The sequence below is a fragment of the Lacticaseibacillus huelsenbergensis genome, assembly GCF_029726355.1.
Lineage (GTDB): Bacteria > Bacillota > Bacilli > Lactobacillales > Lactobacillaceae > Lacticaseibacillus > Lacticaseibacillus casei.
The window spans coordinates 2,249,815-2,266,897 of the sequence record NZ_CP120687.1; the positions used below are offsets into that span (position 1 = coordinate 2,249,815).

The following is a 17,083-nucleotide window of genomic DNA, read 5'->3' on the forward strand; positions in this document are numbered from 1 at the left end:
CTAGCGTCAGCGGTTTTTGCTTCAGTGGAGCACATCCACACAGAAACACCGTCATATTTCATTAAACTAAACAGGCACTGGAGACGTGTTGCTAAGTCTCCAGTGCCTGTTTGGTTTTCTTTGCTGCCCGCATAAACGCACTCCCTGCTTTTTAGCGCGCAATCGGTTAGAATAAGTTATCACCAACAGGAGGATGTTTATGTCGTTATTAAGTATTGCGTATGTTTTAATTGCTATTGTTTCGGTCGGCGTCACCATTTTTGATATTGTACATGTGCGGATCCGCGCAACGCCAAAAGTCTGGCGAATTATTCTTTATCTGGCGATTGCCGCTTTTAGCCTGGTCCTAACGCTGCAGCAAAGTCGCCATTTTGACGATTTGGTCAGTGGCGGGTTTATTGTGGTTATGTTTCTTTGTTTTGCAAGCTGGCAAAAAGGCTTGGCGGATCCTGCTATTATTGGCGGTTTGGGCAGTATTCGAATGTACCAAAATCTGAGTGGACTCGTTTTGCAGGCGCAAGGCACCGGGACACTTTTATTAGCGCAGATGGGGCAGGTGACTGTCTTAAGATTACACTTCCGCCAAGCGCCGCAAACCCTTCAAAGCTTCCTGGCAGATAAAATGGCGCCCGAGCAAATCAAGATTGTCGATCACTGATTGGTTTGGGGTTTTCTGAAAATGGTGTATAATTTTTCTAATACGGACATTCGTTAAACGATATGTACCATTCCTGATAATGACACGATATTGCTGTGATGAACTGGTTGAAAGCACCTGTCAGTATTTGTTGTCGTGTACTATGGCATAACAGCGGTCATATTGTCATATTCGAATTTAACATCCAAACTTTTAAATTTGTCGAATCGAAAACATTTGGCTAAGAAGTCGGGCTTTTACTGTCTTCTTAGTTTACCCGGGTCATTTATATTTAAGGAGGAAGCGCATGCAAGCCGAAAAAGATGATCAACCTGAACTCGCGCGGAATTTGAAAAGTCGCCATGTTCAACTGATTGCGATTGGGGGCACCATTGGAACTGGTTTGTTTCTGGGTTCCGGTCAATCTATTCACTCGGCCGGTCCTTCGATTTTGTTTGCTTATTTAATAACTGGTGGCATTTGTTTCTTGTTGATGCGGGCATTGGGCGAGTTATTGATGTCTGATGTGGATTCGCACACATTTATTGACTTTATTACCAAGTATTTGGGTAAAGATGCCGGCTGGGTCACAGGCTGGACTTACTGGATTTGCTGGGTCGCGCTGGCAATGGCCGAAGTGACTGCCATCGGCTTATACATTAAGTTTTGGTTGCCTGACGTTCCGCAGTGGTTGCCGGGCTTAATTGCATTAGCTGTCTTGCTGTTACTGAATTTGGTTAGCGTCGGGCTTTTCGGTGAAGCGGAGTTTTGGTTTGCGTTGATCAAAATTGTCGCGATTATTGGGCTGATTGTCCTGGGCATTTTCATGATGATTGTTCGTTTCAAAACGCCGCTCGGCCATGCGAGTCTGGCCAATCTTGTCAATGATGGGGGCCTTTTCCCCAAAGGATTTGGTGGCTTTTTAATGTCACTGCAAATGGTTGTGTTTAGTTTTGTCGGAATCGAAATGGTCGGGTTGACGGCAAGTGAGACAAAGGATCCGCATAAAGTGATTCCCGAGGCCATTAACGAAATTCCGATGCGGATTCTGTTGTTTTATGTAGGCGCGCTATTTGTCATCATGTGTATTTATCCGTGGCGGCATGTTTCGCCGGTTAACAGTCCCTTTGTTGAAGTTTTCAATAACGTGGGTATTCCATTTGCCGCTGATATCATCAATTTTGTTGTGTTAACTGCTGCAGCTTCGGCATGTAATTCGTCTATTTTCAGTACTGGTCGGCTACTTTTCTCATTGACGGTCACCGGTAAAAGTCAATCAGCGCAGTGGGCGGCCAAATTGTCACGGCGGCAGGTGCCGGCTCGTGCGATTTTGATCTCGACGGCCGTGATTGCCGTGGCGGTCGTTTTGAATCTTTTCCTTCCAGGCGCGGTTTTCACGTTGGTTTCAAGTATGGCCACGATCAGCTTTCTGTTTGTCTGGGCCATGATCATGTTGGCGCACTTGCGATATAAAAAGTTATATCCACATAAGGAAGGCTTTCGGATGCCGTTCTATCCAGTTTCGGATTACCTTGTTTTAGGGTTTCTCCTCCTGACCGCTATTATCATGCTGTTCGATCGGGCAATGCTTTCGGCACTGATTTTTGCGGTTGTTTGGATTGCCACGCTCTTTATATTACGGCGGTTACGGCGAGCTGCAAAAGCGTAAAAAATCGGGTTGTTGAACATTGACGATAATTTGAGCGATCACTTAACTTCTCTTTGACGCTTGCCGGATAAAGCCTTTTTAATGATGTGTATAGATTGAGTGACCACTTGCCATTTTTAAATTTAGGATTGACTAACTTTGCTGACGCGTTATGCTGTTAGTGGGTCGCAAATTGTTTTGGTGGCGTTATTTTTGTTATTAATGGTGATGGTACCGTTCTTGGCTTGAGAGCGGAGTGGTTTACGTTCGGGCGCCATAACACGTTCACTCACGGGGAGAGAGGAGATCTTGATGGCTAAAGTTTTGACTTATCGGCGGTTGACCGATGACGTTGTTGCAGCGCCTAATCAAAATTCCGCCATTCCTGCTGATTATCGGTGGCAGCCTACGCGTGGGTTTCGACTGAAAGCGGATCTTGTTTATGGCGGATCATGGCTGTTTGCCCAAGGCTACTGTCGCATAAAGCTGCATGTCCGCAATCGGCAGGCTTTTCGTCAGGCAGCCGGTCGCGGTTATTTTGTCTATGGGAATCATACCCAGCCGTTTGGGGATGTTTTCACACCAATGCGGGTAAACCAGTCACGTCGAGTATTTACACTGGCGTCTGCTGCTAATTTGAGCGTTCCGGTTCTTGGCCGTCTGGTACCTTATGGCGGGGGTGTCCTGGTTCCGCGGCGTTTACATCAGTTGCGAGATTTCAATGCCGAAATTCGCCAGCTTATTCAGGCTAAGCATGTTGTCATGATTTATCCTGAAGCCCATGTCTGGCCGTATTATACCGGCATCCGCCCGTTTGAGACCGGTGCGTTTCATTATCCTGTTGAACTCGATGCGCCGGTTTTTGTGACCACTATGACGTATCAAAAACGCCATTGGCGGCGCAAACCGCGGCGGATTTTGTATGTCGACGGTCCATTTTGGCCTGATCGTCAACTCCCAATCAAGTTGCGGCAACAAAAGTTAGCCCAGCAGGTAAAAAAAGTCATGACGAACCGTGCCACTTTAAGCAATACCGAGTATATTCGATACCAACAGGAAGGGAGGGCGCGGCCGTGACCACCAATATTTTGTTTTGCGGTGACGCGAGCATGACAGACGGCGTTTTGATTGCCACATTGTCGCTAATGAGGCAGACGCGCCACCCGTTACATATTTTTATTTTGACGGCGACGTTAACTGTCAAGGGCCATCATTACCAACCGTTCGCTGCTGAGACAGCTGAGCGGATGGCGAAGCTGATGCAGGCACAGAATCCGGAACATCAACTGACGCGGATTGACATCACGGAGCAGTTCTTGGCTAATCCACCGCTTGCTAACATGGGCACGATGTTCACGCCTTACTGTATGCTTCGGCTGTATGCCGATTTAGTGCCGGAGTTGCCCGATCGCGTGTTGTACCTGGATACGGATGTGGTTTGCCGCCGCCCGTTTGATGCCTTCTACAATCAATCCATGACAGGCGTTGATATTGCCGGTGTCTTAGATCATTATGGCAAATGGTGGTTTCATCATCGGCTTGCCTGGTTCGATTATCTTAATTCCGGCGTGCTGTTGATGAATCTTGCCCATATTCGGGAAGATGGTTTGTTGGTTCGGTGTCGGCGGCTGGTTCGGCATCGCTGGCTGTTCATGCCGGATCAAAGTGCTTTGAACATAAAGGCTAAATTCAAACGAATCTTGCCGCAAAAATATAACGAACAACATCAGCTTAAACCGGATACCGTCTTTCAACATTTCACGACTTTTTTCCGTTTCTGGCCATATTTTCGGATTGTGACCGTCAAGCCTTGGCAGATTCAGGCGGTGCATCAGCAGTTAGGCTTACATGAATATGATGATTTGTTAAAAGATTATCGGCATCTAGCCCCTAAATTGAAAGAAGTGTCTTAAATGACCAATACGACCACGGTTCCAATTTTCTTTTCGGTAGATGATGGGTACGTCCCATGTCTGGCCGTTGCGCTAACCTCGATTCGGGCCAATAAAAATCCCCAAGTTGATTTTGAGATCAATATTCTTAACAGCGGCTTATTGGCGGAGAACCAAAAGCGACTGGCGGCATTGGCAGCACCGCACTTTAAGATCCGGTTCATTGCGATGGATGCGGTGACAAAACAAATTAGTGGCGATACAAATAAGTTACGCGGTGATTATGTGACGCTGACAATTTATTTTCGGCTGTTTATTGCCGACATGTTTCCCCAATATGATAAAGCCATCTATATCGATGCGGATACGGTAGCAGATGGGGATTTAACCACCTTGTTTGCAACGAACATGGGCGATCATTTATTTGCTGGCGTGGCTGATCCGGTGATGATGACTTATCCGGAGACGATTGAATACATCCAACGTGATTTTGGCGTTCAACCAGGCGAGTATATTAATTCGGGTGTGTTATTGATGAATCTGGCTCAGTTGCGGAAGGAACACTTTTCAAGTCGGTTCCTGCATTTGTTGAAAACGTACCATTTCACGATGATTGCGGCTGATCAGGATTACATTAATGTCATTGCGCAACATCGGATCAAGTACTTACCGAAAATCTGGAACATGCAAACCGGCGTGCCGACCGCTGCAGAACCCGGTGGCAAGCTGATTCACTATAATCTTTTTGGTAAGCCGTGGCACTATCAAAATGCCAAGCTAGGCGACCGATTCTGGCATTACGCGCCGGCTTCGGGGTTTGAAAACGATTTGAAGCAGCAGTTAGCGGCGTTTACGCCAGCTGATCAACAAGCCGATCGCGACAGTATGGCCGGCATGTTGAAGACCGCAGTCCAGGCATGTCATACAAATAACACCATCTTGAATGCCGTCAAACATGGTGAACAGGTGGCGCTATGAAATCGGGAAAGTTTGTCGGACCGGATCGGGCGGCGGTGATTGAGAACATTCGCCGAGCGGTTACTGCCAAAACGTTCAACGTCAAAGTCGAGCAGCATGATCCGACTTTTTCCGAAGCTGAGGAAACGGCGATCATCAACCGCTACCTGCATCAGCGACAGGCCTGGTCGTTTCGGCTCAAAACATTGATTTGCCGCCTCATGGTGAATGCTTACGCGCTGCGGGTGACAAAGGACGTCGACGTTGTTGGCATTGACAAGATTCGATCCATTAAAAGCGGCGGAGTCATTACCAGCAACCACTTCAGTCCTTTTGAAAATATGGCGGTACGTAAAGCGGTCCGTTTGGCAGGTCGTCATCGGATGTATATCGTGAGTCAGGATACGAACTTGGCCATGAAGGGGTTGTTGGGATTTGTCATGAACTACGATGACACGATTCCGTTATCCGGGCGACCCAGTTTTCTGAACGGCCCGTTTATGCAAATGCTGACGGCGGCGTTTAACGGGCATCATTGGGTTCTGATTTATCCAGAACAGGAGATGTGGTTTAATTACCGCAAGCCGCGGCCACCAAAGCGCGGCGCTTATTTTTACGCGGCATCTGGCAATGTGCCGATCATTTCCTGTTTCACGGAAATTCGCGATCTGCCGGCCAGAGAGAATCAACAACTGCGGGAAGTTCGCTACATTCTCCACGTCCTTGATCCCATTTATCCCGATCCCAAATTATCGGTTCGCGACAACAGTTTTCAAATGATGCAACGCGATTACCAGCAAAAGTGTCGTGCCTATGAAGCTGCTTATCATCGGAAATTGACGTATGCCTTTTCATCACAAGACATTGCAGGCTGGGATCCGCAAAAATAAGAAGAAGCCGGGAGCCGTTTTCAAAATTATGAAAACAGTTTCCGGCTTTTGTGTATGGATGCGAACTGACTTCATTTCTGCGATTGGGGAACATTTTGCCATTTAAGCGAAAAGTATTCGCAGGCAAGTGCCTGGTGCTCATTGAGAAAATTCATAATTGCTTTTTCAGAAAACAACATCTGCGCAAATTCTATGCTATAACGAAGGTAATGAACAAAATCAAAGGGGGATCTCAATTGATCGACGTTATTCACGATCATGCCTTTCATTTGTATAATCAGAAAATCAGTTATCTATGTTCGCTGTTGCCAAATGGGCAGCTTGGGCACCTTTATTTTGGACCGCGACTTTCACTAACCAACACAGACTTGGATTATTTGTCACAAGGTTCCAGTCCGTATGCTTGGATGGCTAATTTTTCTAGTGACCAGCCTTTTGCTTTAGGCGATGCCCAGCAGGAATATCCGGTTTATGGTACCGGTGATTTTAGGCAAGGTAGTTTAAGTGTGACGCAGGACGATGCACCGGTGTATCCGAATTTTGTGTTCAAAGACTATCATATCAGTCACACGAAAATGCGTGATCTTCATCATCCGACCAGTTTTGGTAACCCGGCTTTGACGGATGTTTTGACGATTCATCTGGAAGACGAAACGGCACAATTGTTACTGACGTTGCAATATACCATTTTTTCCGACAGTGCGACGGTGGTTCGAGCTGCGACTTTGACCAACCAAGGCTCTGAACCGGTGATGATTCAGCGGATGTTGAGTGGGGTCTTGAATCTGCCGCAGGGTCGATTTGATGTTGTGCACTTATCTGGTAATTGGGCAAAAGAGCGACATATTCAAACTCAGCCACTGACGCAAGGTACGTTTTCGGTCGAGTCGTTGCGCGGGGCCTCCAGTCATGAACAGAATCCCTTTGTGGCCTTACATGCTGTCAATCGTTCGTTTACCAGTGGTGACACTTATGGCGCCAACTTGATTTATTCCAGCAATTTCTTGGATAGCATCGAGGTCAACGAATGGGATCAGACGCGGCTACTAATCGGTATTCATCCGGCATCCTTTAGTTGGCGTTTGGATCCGAAGACCAGTTTTACCACGCCTGAAGCAGTTTTCAGCTTCAGTTCCGGCGGGCTTGCCGGGCTGGCACAGGTCAATCAGCGGTTTGTAGCGCGGCATATTATTGATCCGCAATGGCGCCAAAAAACGCGTCCGGTGGTATTAAACAGCTGGGAAGCAACTTATTTTGACTTAAATGAACAAAAGCTGTTGCGCTTAGCCAAACTCGGGCGCCAAGTCGGGGTGGACTGTTTTGTCCTTGATGACGGCTGGTTTGGGACGCGTGATAACGATCTGAGCTCGCTTGGGGATTGGTTTACCAACAAGCACAAGTTTCCGGACGGGCTTGGCCACTTTGCCCAGGAGATTCATAACCTCGGGTTGCAATTCGGTCTGTGGTTTGAACCGGAAATGGTGTCACCGCGGTCGCAGTTCTTCCAGAAGCATCCGAATTGGGTAGTCCGGCCAAAACGCGGACGCTTCTCGATCACCCGCAATCAGTATGTGCTCGACTTCAGCAATCCGGCGGTCGTGAACAATATTTTCGATCAGATGCAAAAAGTCATCATCGAAACGCATCTGGATTACGTTAAGTGGGATTTGAACCGGAGTATCACCGAGGCATATTCACCTTATTTGGCTAAAATCGGTCATCCGCAGGGCGAGTTTTTCCACCGCTATGTTCAAGGTGTCTATACACTGTATCAGAAACTGTTGACGGCATTTCCGCAGTTATTGATTGAAGGTTGTGCTGGTGGCGGCGGACGGTTTGACTTGGGCATTCTCTTTTATAGCCCGCAAATCTGGACCAGTGACGATTCCGATGCTATTGAACGGCTGGCCATTCAGTCAGGAACAGCGCTTGCCTATCCATTAAGTTGCATGAGCAATCATGTTACGGCCGTGCCGAATGAACAGGTCGGACGGACAACGCCATTGGCAACTCGTTTTCGCGTTGCAGCGTTTGGCATTTTAGGCTATGAACTCGACTTAACCAAGCTGTCACCAAAAGAATTGGCAACAATCAAGGACCAGATTTCTTACTATCATGATCTGCAGCCGCTTGTTCTAAATGGCGACTTCAGCTTATTGTTGCCGCGTCAATCCAATGGTCAGAATCAGGTGGCATGGTTGCTAAGTGATCACGCCCGCAAGCGACTGGTCTTAGGCTTCTTTCGCGTCCTTGCCGATGCCGACAGTCGGACAGTGCAATATATGAAAATACCGTTAGCCCAGCCGAATCGACGTTACTGGGTGAATGGTCACACCGGACCGATTTCCGGCGACGTGCTTCAGCGAGTTGGCGTCCGCTTACCGATTCAGTTTAATGGTGCCAACCGCGAGCAAGCCCAACTCATTGGTGACTACCAGTCTGCCTTGTTGACGTTTGACGGGGTCACCGATATAAAGGCTATTAATCGCCGGCGTGAAGAAGAAGGCAAGGAAAAAGTCAGTCACGCCTGAATAATTTTGGCCTATGAAGGCAGTTGAACATTAAAAAACGCCTGCTGTCGTGACGTGTTCTCTAAGAATTTAGGGGACAAGCCGCAACGGCAGGTGTTTTGTTTTTCTTTTCCGTTTGATTTACGATTGGCGACGCTTGGTCAACAGCAGGATGCCGGAGACAAGGCTCATGCCACTGGCAACAACGCCGAGACTGCCGGCGATGATCGTGACAATCGCAATCGGTCGATGCTCGATCTTCTTCATGGATCCTTCCTTTCTAGTGCTGGGTAGGGTCGTAGCTAATGACAATGCAGGAATCCTGATTAGGGTTTTCAATCCGTTCGTCATTTGATTCATTGTTAAGCAAATCCGGTTCGTCGCTGTGACGGAATCGGGCTTGAAAAATAGTTTCGTCGTTAATTCGTTTGATGTAACGTGCAGCGGCACCTGGACTCACGAGCTGAATGGACGTTGCCTGACCGTTGTTAACGGCATCATTCAGTTCAGCAATTGTACCGGCAAGCTCGTCATGCGAAAAACCGGCGGATTCGAGAATGCTGATTAAGGTCGTAACTTCGTGATTCATGGTTGTTCCCTCCTGAGCGTTCGCCAGCCCGGTTTCTGCGACTACGAACGCGTTAATGTGGACGAGTTATAACTCTTTTGAATTGGCTTTATTATTTTACCAAAACACGGCTAATCTGAGGTGATTTTTAGCTCGAGGATGCTGTCAGACCGGACACTTTAGAAACACGATAACGTGTGACGTCGTTTTGTTTTAGATACGCATCTAGTCGACTCATCCGATCGCTCCCACTAAATAGTTGATTGCCCAAACTACTGCTGCGATTGTCAGCGTGATCAGCCACACGCGCCGGTATTTTCTCGTTTCAAATGACATACTATTACCTCCATGTTAGAATAAACGTACAAGAAGTAAGGGCCTCGGCCTTTACCCTGTTACTTTTACCACTTTAGAAGCCATTTGATGAATGCGGCGATGCCGGTCGCGATTAGAATGATGTTAGCAGCCGTTCCTGACTGATAGCGTCTTTCTTCATCACTTGGCTTTTTTCTGTAACAATTTTGTTGTTAACAGTTTTTGTTATCCTTCAAAACATTGTGCTATTAAAGGTGTTTCAAGACTGCAAAACAGACACCAGACGGACACATTTTTTAAAACAACTCCAAACACCCAAAAACAAAAAGCCCCAAAACGCTGATTTAACAGCATTTCGGGACTAACGGAAAGTATCGGAAAGCTTAATAATGGAGGTGAGGAGAATCGAACTCCTGTCCATCACCCCTGCTACATGCAGCTCTACACCCATAGCTGATTAATTTAAAATTCGCCGCGATGTCGCGCCAGTCAGCGAGGCTAACACAAGGCGGCTAACCTACTAGTCTCTTGTTGATGCCTCAGGTGGCAGCATCAACCGTAGCTCAATGATTTGAGACCCAGACCCGACCCTTGAGCGAAGTCGGAAGGATCACGCTAGCTGGTTATTAAGCAGCTAAAGCGTAAGAATTTTCGTTCTTTGCAGTTATATTAACTGTTCCGTTGATGACGGAGCCGAGCCTCCGAGGTGCACCGCATGCGCGAAAAGCAATGTCGAGACCATTACACCCCCGACAAGGTGCAAATGATATCTTACCACGGTATAATTAAACTTGTCAAAATGTTTGCACTTGGTACTATACTGACGCAAACTTAGGTTTTAAGCTAATTTTATGGAGGCATGTCTATGATCTTACTTGTTGCTGGATGCATGCAATTACTAATGGGCATCCTTCTGGTACTTTTTCGACCGCGACATCAAACCAATTTCTGGGGCTACACATCCTATCTCGCCAGTGTCAATGCCGATAGTTTTCGTCTAGCGCAACGGTGGTTTTGCCAGGCATTGATTGTTACCGGGGCTCTCGAAGGCGCTGCCGGTTGGATCATTCACCGGCTTTCGTGGGATAATTTTTTCATCATTTGGCTTTTTGTGGCTGTACTGTTATTCTTACCGGGATTCGTTTATACCGAAAGCCGGCTAAGACAGTATCTTGAAGCCCATCACCAGCTTCCTTACGATTATGTCGCACCGGATGACGTTCCGAAACCTAAACGCCGTAAAGGTTTTAAAGATTTGTGAAATGAGGGGTTTATCAGTGAAACTATTAATGATTGAAGACAATACAAGCGTGGCAGAAATGATGGCCATGTTTTTTCAAAAAGAAAAGTGGGAAGTCGTGAACGCTTATGATGGCGAAGAAGGGCTTGCTAAGTTTAAAGAAGCACCCGATAGTTTTGACATCATCACCCTGGATCTGAATCTTCCTAAAATGGACGGGATGCAGGTGGCCAAGGAAATCCGCCAGATCAGTGAAACCGTCCCGTTGATTATGTTGACGGCCCGCGATACTGAAAGTGACCAGGTGCTGGGACTTGAACTTGGGGCGGATGACTATGTAACCAAACCATTTTCGCCGATTACGCTGATTGCGCGCATTAAAGCATTGCATCGCCGTGCTGAAGTTGGTGCTGAAGTCGGTGCGGAGCAGGCCGCGCCCGAGGAAAAGAAGGATGGCTTTGACGTTGAAACCGATCATTTCAAGCTCAGTACCAAGACGCGTGAAGCTTATTTGAATGGCAAACAAATCGAGGGTCTGACACCCAAAGAGTTCGATTTGTTGCATACGTTATCCAAGAGCCCCAAGCAGGTCTTTTCCCGCGAACAATTGCTTCAGCTGGTGTGGGATTATGAATACTATGGTGACGAACGCACAGTCGATGCGCATATTAAAAAGCTGCGTCAAAAGATCGAAAAGGTCGGTCCGCAAATCATTCAAACCGTTTGGGGCGTCGGGTACAAGTTTGATGATTCGGGGCTTGATCAATGAAAATGCTCTATCAACAGTTAATCGGCTTTTTTGCAGTTATCATGGTGACCTTGGTAATTGTGTCGATTCTGTTCATTCGTTCGACAACCAATACAGTTTGGGAAAATGGGTTTAAGCAGCTTGAACAGTACACTGACGTTTTAAAAAACAACGCTGTCGATGAAAATACTTACGTGATCAATGCACGCTTTATCCAAAATGCCGAGGAGATTCTTAGCGATCAACACGTGCATTTTGTTATTTATGATGCGAACAACGTGGCTAAGTATCCGGTTTCACAAAAAAGCCCGATGGCAGCGATTAAATCGAGTTACTGGAAAAAGTTAAAACAAGGTTCAGCCGTTGCCGTACCGGAGCTGATGACCAATCCTGTGAGCGGCCGATCCCAAAATATGACAATCTATTACCAGCCGGTTTTCCTGAGTGAAAAACTACTATTTGTCATTGCGGCATTTGCACCGGTCGAGCAAATTCAAAGCTCGATTAACAAGACCGAGCACAACTTACTCATCGCTTTCGTCTTATCGACTTTGGCGGCCTTTATTATCAGTTACTTCATTGTGTCGTATCAGGTTCGCCGCATTAATCAACTGCGCCAGGCGACGCATCAGGTGGCGGAAGGCAACTACGATGTGACCGTTAAAATGAAAAGCCGCAGCCATGATGAAGTGGCAGAACTAGCGGATGATTTTCGTGACATGGTGACGTCTTTGAAAGCCAGCCAGCAGGAAATTCAGCGGCAAGAAGATCGGCGCCGGCAGTTTATGGCGGATGCAGCTCACGAAATGCGGACACCGCTGACGACGATTAACGGCTTGCTGGAAGGCTTGGCTTACGATGCAATTCCCGAAGAAAGCAAGGGGAAGAGCATTGAACTCATGCGTAACGAGACCAATCGTTTAATTCGCTTGGTCAACGAGAACCTTGATTATGAAAAGATTCGCACGAATCAGATTCTTTTGAGCAAACATACCTTCAACGCCCGCAAGGATCTTGATAATATTGCCGAACAACTGGCACAAAAAGCCGAAGAAGCTGGCGACAAGATTACGATTGAAGCACCGGAAAAGCTGCCAACTTATGCCGACCACGACCGGTTTGTTCAGATCATGTTCAACATTGTCCAAAATGCGGTTCAGTTTACGCAAAATGGACAAATTACGATTAATGGGAAATTAGGCTACCACCAAACCGAGTTTAGGGTGAGTGATACCGGCATCGGTATGTCCAAAGATCAGATGAAGAACATCTGGGAGCGATATTATAAAGCTGATCCTTCGCGGAAAAATACGAAATACGGCGAATCCGGTCTAGGTATGGCCATTGTCCATCAACTGATGGGCCTGCATGGCGGCACCATTGATGTTGACTCTGAATTAGGATCAGGTACCACGTTTACTTTGATCTTCCCTGATGAAGAGACGGCACCTAAGCAAAAGAAGCAAATCGGTTCAAAGCCATCAGGCGATTCAGCTGCGACCAAGCCAGACTCGACAGCCAACACCACCAGTGGCTCAGATCAGCAGACTAAGCCAAATAAATAACGCATCCTCAAAAATGGCAGTGACATCGAAACAGCACGTCACCGAAACGTTAAAACGTGTATAATAAAAATTATTATAACAAAAGGGAGACAATTATGACCATTCGACGAATACAGCAAAACGACTTTGCCGAGGTAGACGCCTTATTGCAAACCGCATTTAGCGGCAGCAAGCGCGGCTATCACGGAGAAGCAGCGTTAGTCGCTGAGTTACGACGCACCGCTGATTATGATGCAGCGCTGGAAGTGGTGGCGACCATCGACGGTCATTTAGTCGGTTACGGATTGATGACTGCAGTCACCATTACGCCTGATGCCCATATGCAAGGTGTGGCCTTGGCCCCCTTGGCCGTAGCACCTGATTATCAAGGCAGTGGGTTAGGGATGGCGATTGTTTCGGAGCTCGATATGCGGGCCACAGATCTACGTCGCGATTTTGTCAGCGTCATCGGCGATCGGCAGTTCTTCGGCCGCATCGGCTTTCGCAAGGCCGCAAACTATCGACTCGAGCCACCGTTTCCGATCGTGGCCGAAGACCATCTCATTAAGGAGCTGGTCCCCGGCGTTTTGGCTAGCGTGCGCGGAAAAGTCAATTACGCCCATCCTTTTTTAGCTGAAACATTGGAGTAACATCAGGTGTTAACAGTGATGAGCTGCGGTTAAAACCGCAGCTCATTTTGTCTGGCAAGAGGTGTTACTTTTTCTTGTGACTTTTGGACGTGTCGGTGACGTGGTGCGCCATATGTAATGCACCGATACAAAGTCCACCACTGATGAGCCCGCTGCCCATTAACGCGTCATCACTCAGGTGCGGCCAGTATTCGACAAACGCTATAAACGCGATGATGATTGCCACTGTCAGTAATTGCCAAGATAAATGATACGGTTGCCGCATCTTCATTCAGAAGCCCCCTCATGCTTTTCCCTTCAAAGACACCATCAGCCTACTGCAAAATAGCAGACGTTTAAAGGTTCATTGATGAAATAGGTGCAGCTATCGAGCTATAACGGAGATTACCTAAAGTGGAATTGACAGCGCTTGGCGAAGTGTTATAAGTAAAGAGAGCTTATTTTCCTGAAAACATGTCAAATCTTTTACAATTTGACGATTGCTTTTCAGAAGTGGCAATGACTGTTACAATATGAACATATTCGAACGGATGTCTGTCGGTGAGAAGCGCATACTGGCAGTCGGTTCATTTTGGGGGGATTCGCGTGAAGCAGTTTTATATTGTTGACAGTTCGATTCTTCCGGACGTGGTCGGCAAAGTGATTGCCGCGCGGGCATTGCTCCAAAATGGCGAAGTTAAACAGGTGAGCGAAGCGGTTAAACGAGTTGGCATTTCCCGCGGCACTTATTACAAATACAAGGACTATGTGTTTTTACCAGATCATGAAATGGCATCGCGTAAGGCGGTCATTTCATTGATGCTTCATCACGATCGCGGCATTTTGTCGGAAGTTTTGACTGTGATGTCACAAGCTCAAGCCAGCATCGTGACCATTAACCAGAATATTCCGATCCACAACTGGGCAAGTGTCGTTATATCATTTGATATTTCGGCGCTTCAAGGAACCCTTGATGATCTCGCTACTAAACTTGGCGGCATTCGCGGTGTCAGTGATGTGCACCTGATTTCCATTGAATAAACAGCATGTTTTTGGAGGCTTTATGAAAATAGCAATTAAATTGTTGCTCTGGGTTTTAGTCGCTGGCGTTGCTTTATTTCCAGCGTTGTTACTGATTTTGTTTGTGATCGGCCTAAGCGTCGTGATTTCCGGCGCCATGGCAGTTAGTGCTGTTGGTTTTGTTTTGGGTATCATTTTTGTCGCGCTAGTGGGCTTGAGCATTATGATTCCAAGTGTTTTACTCATTATTCGCTTCATGACTTTTCGGACGGTTAATGCGCGTTTCCGGCATGGCAATCAACGCGTTGTCTTGCCAGTGAGCGTCCGGTTAACGGGTCGTTCCATTTACCACGCAATTTATGAGAACTTTAAGGCCGGACGGCGCCAAGGTAAACATTTGGTGCAGGCGTGGAGTTTTGGGTTTGAAACCTACTTCCATGAAGATCTCCAGGCTTATCTAGCGGATCAGATTCTTGCTCAGCATGGCCCCGAGATGGCTGAGGCCTTTGTGCTTGATGAACGCCACTCTTATACGATTGCCTATTAATTTGATCAATCGTCTGATGGGGGCATCGATCAATTAGTGCTAATCATGATGAAAAGTCAGTCTTGTTGTCTGAGGCTGGCTTTTTTATTGGAGTCAATATTCAGCTTTTAGCTATATTAGGCACGCAATCGGACTACCGAGCAGGGCATCATTCATCAAGACGGGCACGGCGTTGAATAACTCGGTTGGTTTGCGGCCAGCGCATGTCTTCAAAACCGACAAATTCAATGGTTAATTGCGTTTGTTTGCGTAACAAACCAAGGAAAGCCTCTAACTGGGCAAGATCATAGCCGTGCAGACTGTGCAACGGGATCGAGCGCTGCCGTTGATCCTTGGGTTGAATGTTAAAAAAGAAGTTGAACGCTGGCGTGTAGGTCTGATTCACCAGTGAGATCCAATACCGTGTGTTTCGTTTGCGCTTAAATAGTGGCGTTAACCGTTCCATGATGATTTTAAGGTCTTTAGTCATAGCTATTGCCGCCATTGTGTCCTCCTACCAGTGATGCACGTTGAATGGCTGTACCACCATGCATCGCGCTTTTGGCGTACACCAACGCCTTGAAACCAAAGCGACTGCGAATCGTATCGAGTGTTCGTTCCAGATCGGTGGCCTTGATTTGGCGATCAACTGGTTCAAAAAAGTTAAGCTGTTCGCCGGTGTCAGGTGCCAGACGGGATGTGAAGACGGCAACGTTACGGATGACTTCACCATGCCAGTTCTTTCGAAAAATCTCGCGCAACGCTGCAACAATGTCGGTGTTGCGATTGGTTGGCAGAATCCGCTTTGCTTGCGTAAAGCCGGACCGACCGTCTTGCTGGCTTTCTGCATATGAAAATCCGATACCCAGTGAAAGCTCACCGGCACGTTTATGATGATGGCGTAAGCGGGCTGCGACCTGTTCACCGATTTCTTTGATGACAATTTCGATTTCGAATTGATTGCTATAGTCGCGCGGAAGCACTTGGGAATTACCGATACTTGGCTGGCGGGTCACGATGCGCTTGCTGATTTTGGTGCGATCAACGCCCCAAGCGGTTGCAAACAGCTGAGTGCCGATAATACCCATTTCCTGTTTTAAGGCATAAGGATTCGCATGGGCGAGTTCGTACATGTTCGTAATGCCCATGCGCGCTAGATGCGCTGCCGTGCGGTGACCGATACTCCAGACATCGGTCATCTCGTTAATTTTCCAGATGGTGTTCGGAACCGTCGCATACTTAATTTCGCCAAGTAAATCAGGACTGTGCTTGGCATAAACATCAAGGGCAATTTTGGCTTGAACCGGGTTTTCACCGATCCCGACCGTGGTCCGCAGACCTAGCTGCTGTTGAACAGTCGATTGAATGAGCTTGGCAACTGCCTCTGGTGTTTTTCCAAACAGTCGCCAAGTATGGGTCATATCAAGGATGGATTCATCGATTGAGTAGGCCCATAAATCTTCATCGGCGACAAATTGACGGAAAATGTCGTTAATAGCCAGATTTTTCTGAATGTAGAGGTTCATGCGCGGCGGAACGACAATTAGATGCGGCTCATTGGGCAAATCGCGCTGGCGGCTGACATTATTTTTGAGACCGTACATTTTTTTGGCCATAGGCGAAGTCGCTAAAATGAGTCCGCCGTTGGTGTTCTCCTGTTCAGACATCACAACTAGGATGGTTTTGAGCGGATCAAGTCCACGCTCAATGCTTTCGACTGAGGCGTAAAAGGACTTATTGTCAATCAAAAAAATGACCCGATGCGGTTCGTGTGGATAATCATAGGCCATGAAGATCACCTCTGCCTATCATTATACGAACACATGTTTGCTTAGGCAAGCTATTTATTTTGGGGGGATGCTATAACGCGCTCCCCGACTTCTAAGCGCGCCGGCTCACGCTCAGCACCACATAAAAACCCCTGCTGTGCATATGCACAAACAGGGGCATCAATGAAGC

Annotated in this window: 18 protein-coding genes and 1 other RNA gene; 13 read left to right on the plus strand and 6 right to left on the minus strand. The window is 47.2% G+C overall.

Features of this window, described 5'->3' with window-relative positions; translation table 11 throughout:
* Window positions 1–199: 199 nt before the first annotated feature.
* The 7 genes from LHUE1_RS10385 to LHUE1_RS10415 all read left to right on the plus strand — a co-directional run bounded on the left by LHUE1_RS10385 (window position 200) and on the right by LHUE1_RS10415 (window position 8,555).
* Window positions 200–658, plus strand: coding sequence for a hypothetical protein (locus LHUE1_RS10385; RefSeq protein ID WP_049169955.1), 459 nt, complete (start codon window positions 200–202; stop codon window positions 656–658).
* 286 nt (window positions 659–944) lie between these two features.
* On the plus strand, window positions 945–2,306 hold the full coding sequence (locus LHUE1_RS10390) for an amino acid permease (protein WP_025013835.1): 1,362 nt from the start codon (window positions 945–947) through the stop codon (window positions 2,304–2,306).
* Between the two features lie 291 nt (window positions 2,307–2,597).
* The gene (locus LHUE1_RS10395) at window positions 2,598–3,362 is read left to right on the plus strand and encodes a 1-acyl-sn-glycerol-3-phosphate acyltransferase (RefSeq protein ID WP_049169957.1); all 765 of its coding nucleotides are present in this window, start codon (window positions 2,598–2,600) and stop codon (window positions 3,360–3,362) included.
* Complete coding sequence (locus LHUE1_RS10400; protein WP_080978111.1) at window positions 3,359–4,198, plus strand: glycosyltransferase; 840 nt, start codon at window positions 3,359–3,361, stop codon at window positions 4,196–4,198. The genes LHUE1_RS10395 and LHUE1_RS10400 overlap by 4 nt, the downstream gene beginning before the upstream one ends.
* A complete protein-coding gene (locus tag LHUE1_RS10405) occupies window positions 4,199–5,155 on the plus strand; it encodes a glycosyltransferase family 8 protein (protein ID WP_217774583.1) in 957 nt (318 codons plus the stop codon). It abuts the gene before it with no gap.
* A complete protein-coding gene (locus tag LHUE1_RS10410) occupies window positions 5,152–6,024 on the plus strand; it encodes a lysophospholipid acyltransferase family protein (RefSeq protein ID WP_049169962.1) in 873 nt (290 codons plus the stop codon). Before LHUE1_RS10405 ends, LHUE1_RS10410 begins: the two co-directional genes overlap by 4 nt.
* Before the next feature lie 236 nt (window positions 6,025–6,260).
* Entirely contained in the window at window positions 6,261–8,555 is a 2,295-nt protein-coding gene (locus tag LHUE1_RS10415; RefSeq protein ID WP_049169964.1) for an alpha-galactosidase, read from the plus strand.
* 120 nt (window positions 8,556–8,675) lie between these two features.
* On the opposite strand, the gene LHUE1_RS10420 is transcribed toward LHUE1_RS10415, so the two are convergent.
* The 3 genes from LHUE1_RS10420 to ssrA form a co-directional block, all read right to left on the minus strand.
* Window positions 8,676–8,801, minus strand: a complete 126-nt coding sequence (locus tag LHUE1_RS10420) for a hypothetical protein (RefSeq protein ID WP_263853161.1) — start codon at window positions 8,799–8,801, stop codon at window positions 8,676–8,678.
* 13 nt (window positions 8,802–8,814) lie between these two features.
* The gene (locus LHUE1_RS10425) at window positions 8,815–9,123 is read right to left on the minus strand and encodes a hypothetical protein (protein WP_049169966.1); all 309 of its coding nucleotides are present in this window, start codon (window positions 9,121–9,123) and stop codon (window positions 8,815–8,817) included.
* Window positions 9,124–9,804: 681 nt separating this feature from the next.
* Window positions 9,805–10,168, minus strand: a transfer-messenger RNA (tmRNA) gene (gene ssrA, locus LHUE1_RS10430).
* 114 nt (window positions 10,169–10,282) lie between these two features.
* On the opposite strand from ssrA, the gene LHUE1_RS10435 reads away from it, so the two are divergent.
* The 4 genes from LHUE1_RS10435 to LHUE1_RS10450 all read left to right on the plus strand — a co-directional run bounded on the left by LHUE1_RS10435 (window position 10,283) and on the right by LHUE1_RS10450 (window position 13,599).
* Window positions 10,283–10,678, plus strand: a complete 396-nt coding sequence (locus LHUE1_RS10435; RefSeq protein WP_025012932.1) for an SdpI family protein — start codon at window positions 10,283–10,285, stop codon at window positions 10,676–10,678.
* Between the two features lie 16 nt (window positions 10,679–10,694).
* Entirely contained in the window at window positions 10,695–11,426 is a 732-nt protein-coding gene (locus LHUE1_RS10440; protein WP_087911891.1) for a response regulator transcription factor, read from the plus strand.
* Window positions 11,423–12,970, plus strand: a complete 1,548-nt coding sequence (locus tag LHUE1_RS10445; RefSeq protein ID WP_277848328.1) for a sensor histidine kinase — start codon at window positions 11,423–11,425, stop codon at window positions 12,968–12,970. Before LHUE1_RS10440 ends, LHUE1_RS10445 begins: the two co-directional genes overlap by 4 nt.
* A gap of 95 nt (window positions 12,971–13,065) precedes the next feature.
* Window positions 13,066–13,599, plus strand: coding sequence for a GNAT family N-acetyltransferase (locus LHUE1_RS10450; protein ID WP_049169974.1), 534 nt, complete (start codon window positions 13,066–13,068; stop codon window positions 13,597–13,599).
* 64 nt (window positions 13,600–13,663) lie between these two features.
* On the opposite strand, the gene LHUE1_RS10455 is transcribed toward LHUE1_RS10450, so the two are convergent.
* Window positions 13,664–13,870, minus strand: a complete 207-nt coding sequence (locus LHUE1_RS10455) for a hypothetical protein (RefSeq protein ID WP_039638878.1) — start codon at window positions 13,868–13,870, stop codon at window positions 13,664–13,666.
* A gap of 314 nt (window positions 13,871–14,184) precedes the next feature.
* Between LHUE1_RS10455 and LHUE1_RS10460 the strand changes: the two genes are divergently transcribed.
* Both LHUE1_RS10460 and LHUE1_RS10465 read left to right on the plus strand, forming a co-directional pair.
* Complete coding sequence (locus tag LHUE1_RS10460) at window positions 14,185–14,619, plus strand: ACT domain-containing protein (RefSeq protein ID WP_025012936.1); 435 nt, start codon at window positions 14,185–14,187, stop codon at window positions 14,617–14,619.
* Between the two features lie 22 nt (window positions 14,620–14,641).
* Window positions 14,642–15,145 carry a hypothetical protein gene (locus LHUE1_RS10465; protein WP_010489165.1) on the plus strand — a complete coding sequence of 168 codons (504 nt, stop codon included), beginning with the start codon at window positions 14,642–14,644 and terminating at the stop codon, window positions 15,143–15,145.
* A 148-nt stretch (window positions 15,146–15,293) separates the two neighbouring features.
* Here the strand turns inward: LHUE1_RS10465 and LHUE1_RS10470 are convergent, their stop codons facing one another.
* Both LHUE1_RS10470 and LHUE1_RS10475 read right to left on the minus strand, forming a co-directional pair.
* Complete coding sequence (locus LHUE1_RS10470) at window positions 15,294–15,629, minus strand: hypothetical protein (protein WP_049169976.1); 336 nt, start codon at window positions 15,627–15,629, stop codon at window positions 15,294–15,296.
* Complete coding sequence (locus LHUE1_RS10475; protein WP_049169977.1) at window positions 15,607–16,914, minus strand: Y-family DNA polymerase; 1,308 nt, start codon at window positions 16,912–16,914, stop codon at window positions 15,607–15,609. The genes LHUE1_RS10470 and LHUE1_RS10475 overlap by 23 nt, the downstream gene beginning before the upstream one ends.
* Window positions 16,915–17,083: the final 169 nt, after the last annotated feature.

What these genes read in the sequence shown, in the direction of transcription:
- LHUE1_RS10385 (WP_049169955.1), top strand. Translation starts at nt 200, where the DNA reads ATGTCGTTATTAAGTATTGCGTATGTTTTAATTGCTATTGTTTCGGTC.
- LHUE1_RS10390 (WP_025013835.1), top strand. Translation starts at nt 945, where the DNA reads ATGCAAGCCGAAAAAGATGATCAACCTGAACTCGCGCGGAATTTGAAA.
- LHUE1_RS10395 (WP_049169957.1), top strand. Translation starts at nt 2,598, where the DNA reads ATGGCTAAAGTTTTGACTTATCGGCGGTTGACCGATGACGTTGTTGCA.
- LHUE1_RS10405 (WP_217774583.1), top strand. Translation starts at nt 4,199, where the DNA reads ATGACCAATACGACCACGGTTCCAATTTTCTTTTCGGTAGATGATGGG.
- LHUE1_RS10410 (WP_049169962.1), top strand. Translation starts at nt 5,152, where the DNA reads ATGAAATCGGGAAAGTTTGTCGGACCGGATCGGGCGGCGGTGATTGAG.
- LHUE1_RS10420 (WP_263853161.1), bottom strand. Translation starts at nt 8,801, where the DNA reads ATGAAGAAGATCGAGCATCGACCGATTGCGATTGTCACGATCATCGCC.
- LHUE1_RS10425 (WP_049169966.1), bottom strand. Translation starts at nt 9,123, where the DNA reads ATGAATCACGAAGTTACGACCTTAATCAGCATTCTCGAATCCGCCGGT.
- LHUE1_RS10435 (WP_025012932.1), top strand. Translation starts at nt 10,283, where the DNA reads ATGATCTTACTTGTTGCTGGATGCATGCAATTACTAATGGGCATCCTT.
- LHUE1_RS10445 (WP_277848328.1), top strand. Translation starts at nt 11,423, where the DNA reads ATGAAAATGCTCTATCAACAGTTAATCGGCTTTTTTGCAGTTATCATG.
- LHUE1_RS10450 (WP_049169974.1), top strand. Translation starts at nt 13,066, where the DNA reads ATGACCATTCGACGAATACAGCAAAACGACTTTGCCGAGGTAGACGCC.
- LHUE1_RS10455 (WP_039638878.1), bottom strand. Translation starts at nt 13,870, where the DNA reads ATGAAGATGCGGCAACCGTATCATTTATCTTGGCAATTACTGACAGTG.
- LHUE1_RS10465 (WP_010489165.1), top strand. Translation starts at nt 14,642, where the DNA reads ATGAAAATAGCAATTAAATTGTTGCTCTGGGTTTTAGTCGCTGGCGTT.
- LHUE1_RS10470 (WP_049169976.1), bottom strand. Translation starts at nt 15,629, where the DNA reads ATGGCGGCAATAGCTATGACTAAAGACCTTAAAATCATCATGGAACGG.
- LHUE1_RS10475 (WP_049169977.1), bottom strand. Translation starts at nt 16,914, where the DNA reads ATGGCCTATGATTATCCACACGAACCGCATCGGGTCATTTTTTTGATT.